This is a genomic window from Pseudoalteromonas aurantia, assembly GCF_005886875.1.
GTDB lineage: Bacteria > Pseudomonadota > Gammaproteobacteria > Enterobacterales > Alteromonadaceae > Pseudoalteromonas > Pseudoalteromonas aurantia_A.
On sequence record NZ_PNBY01000065.1, the window covers coordinates 1 to 2,882 of the forward strand.

The 2,882-nt window shown below is 40.8% G+C and carries 1 protein-coding gene and 3 pseudogenes; 3 read left to right on the forward strand and 1 reads right to left on the reverse strand.

Going from position 1 to position 2,882, the window contains the following annotated elements:
* Nucleotides 1-223 (forward strand): annotated as a pseudogene (locus CWC18_RS13365) (transposase); the annotation flags it as partial.
* Nucleotides 224-466: 243 nt separating this feature from the next.
* Nucleotides 467-1,150: pseudogene (locus CWC18_RS13370) on the forward strand (IS30 family transposase); the annotation flags it as partial.
* Between the two features lie 214 nt (nt 1,151-1,364).
* Here CWC18_RS13370 and CWC18_RS13375 read toward each other — a convergent pair.
* On the reverse strand, nt 1,365-2,633 hold the full coding sequence (locus tag CWC18_RS13375; RefSeq protein ID WP_138675440.1) for an IS110 family transposase: 1,269 nt from the start codon (nt 2,631-2,633) through the stop codon (nt 1,365-1,367).
* 95 nt (nt 2,634-2,728) lie between these two features.
* Here CWC18_RS13375 and CWC18_RS13380 point away from each other — a divergent pair.
* A pseudogene (locus tag CWC18_RS13380) lies at nt 2,729-2,882 on the forward strand (IS30 family transposase); the annotation flags it as partial.

Consider the following 2,882-nt stretch of genomic DNA (forward strand, 5'->3'; position numbering starts at 1 on the left):
CCGATGTATGCGGGCAGGTAAGCGAGGCGCTATAAGCCTAATCAACTCACCAATTCTAGACAGACTCAATATCGCCCCAGAGAACTGGCAAAAACTCACCACCCAATTTACTAAAGTATTTCACGGCGAAGTAGGGCGACCTAAAAAGCTTGATAATTATTGCGCGAGCCTAGAAATAAAATGGCGCGCTAATTATACGCAGTGTGAAATGTTACTGGCTTGATTGCTATATCATCAAGATAATTTCTATATAACCAATACACCATAGCTTGGTGAATTGGCGGTGCATTTTAGATGCGTATGAGCTCAGTTTTCCCTATCTTTGAGCTTATAGCGCATTTAGTTCATTTGATTTTACTGACTAAGCGATGTTTCAGATTGAAGGTGGCCTGTCTATTGGTCTCAAACTTTGTTTGGGTGTCACTTTTAGACTTCGTTTCTCGCCAAAGAAACAAGCAGTACTACTATGAGTTATCAGCAGTTGACCGAGGGGAGAAGATACCAGATTTCTACCCTTTTGGAACTGGGAATTTCAATTACCGAAATTGCCAAAAAAGTGAAGTGCCATCGTGCAACGGTGTATCGTGAGTTAAAAAGAAATAAAGCACATGGGGGTTATTGCCCTCATAATGCTCATGCTTTTTCGGTTCGCAGGCGCAAAGCCGCTCGCAAATATCGAATACCTAGTGAGCGTATTGCGTTTGTTCGCGTGCTGCTTAGTATCGACTGGAGCCCTGAGCAAATATCCAATGTCCTTACAAGTGTAGGAGCTTGCATTAGTCATGAATGGATTTATCGTTATGTTGCGCGAGATAAACGTCAAGGCAGTCAACTCTATCGTCACTTGAGGCAAGGACAAAAACGATATCGCAAAGGCCTAAAAGAGAAGGTGCCAACAATAAAAAATGCGGTATCCATTGATGAGCGCCCATCAATTGTGGATAGCCAAGAGCGATTCGGGGATTGGGAAATCGATACTGTATTAGGTAAGCATGGTACAGGCGCTATCGTCACCATCTTAGAGCGAAAAAGCCGCTTTTATTTAGCGAAGAAAGTGTCGTCTAAATCGGCTGATGCAGTGACTAAGGCGACAATAGAGATGCTTTTGCCATTTAAAGACTGTGTACACACAATCACAGCAGATAACGGACTACCTGTTTAGTCAACCATTTTTTGAGACGTAACATCCCGAGCTACACGTTTTATGTAACTATCGTGTCACTTAGTTTGCGACTAGAACTCTGTATCGCTCACAAAAAATATTGCTTACCATGATGTACAGGTGTCCCTATTTAAAGGGCACTAACGGACTTAACATAGCATTATTAAAAGTCGAGGACGTAGAGCATTATCTACTAGGTCGCTTAATGCGCCTCAACGGCAACGTGATTTACGTCCCCCCGAAAAACCTCATGATAGCCATGGTAATCTACATCGTTTTTAACGATAGAGTGGGCAACTCTGGCTAATTTAACCGCTACAGCTGTGTAGGCTTTTCGCTTTGTATCAGCAGATCGACCGTTGATCTTAATATAACGCTCATACTTATAGCGGAAACTATTTTCTCTCATTCTGATTGCAGCGTTTGCTGCAAGCCAATAACCATACCTTAGACGTGCATTTCCACGCTTCGATAATTTATAGCTACCCTTCTTTTGTTCACTCTGCAAAGCAGATAAGTTAAAACCGCAATAGTTTAAATATTGTCGATAATGATTAAATCGACATAAATCACCACTTTCAGCAATAATAATTAATGCGATGATTGCACCAACACCTGGTATTGTTTTCAGGCGTTTGTAATCTGACCGCTGAGATAAAAACTGCTCAGACTTGCGCTCTAGTGCTAATCGCTGGCGCGTTAAATCAATATAACGCTGCAATTGTATTCGATACGTTTCCACAGCGACACTTTTGATATCTACAGGTAATGCAATTGATGTTTCAGCGATATCATAAAGATGCTCTAAAAATTGCAATTTATACTGTTTACGGCCAATAACATCCCATGCCCGTTTTACAAATGTGGCTTTTCGATATCTCGTAATGGATGCAGGGGTTGGAAATTTTAATAAGAAATCACAAAACCATTCCGATCTGGAGTTATGAAAAAATTGTTCGGCTTCAGGGAAATATAATGTCAGGTTATGGTTAACTAGGCTGTTTAAGCAACGTGTTCTAGCAATGGTTACTTGATGGTAGGTATTTGACAACTCTTGTATATCCATCGTTTGATGAACCAAAGGGTCAAAGAACGGACGCGACATTCCTTGATTTAACAAGTACATAATCACGGAGGTATCTTTGCGATCATTCTTATCCCATGTCTGATAAAGCATCTCTCTTGCACGAGCGCATGATAATGAAGACACGAGGTGACATTGTGCCCCTTGTTGTTGAAACCAATAAGCAACATTGCGATGGTAATCAGCAGTTGGCTCAAACCCGATACGAACAACTGAGGCATGCTTACAACATTCTACCCATAACCGCTGATAGCCTTGCAATGAGTTTTCAATTTTCATTTGTACAGAATGTCCATTAGCAAATTGAATAAGAGCGTCATGACTTTTCTTTGCGATATCGATCGCAACTAAGGTTAAATTTTTACTATTATTGGTGATGTCGATCATTAGTTAACTCCACTTATTGCTTACTCACTATAAGTATTGGTGAATGGTCGACACCTTCAAAATAGATTGTTCAATGAGCATAACTCAATATGTACCATGGTAGAGAATTCGCGGGTCATCAAGAGATTGGAGGTGCACTGGATGCAGAAATATATTTTGCTCATCCTTATAGCTCTTGGGAGCGAGGTGCAAATGAAAACGCAAATGGTCTGTTGAGACAATATGTGAAGAAAGGCACAGACTTGAGAG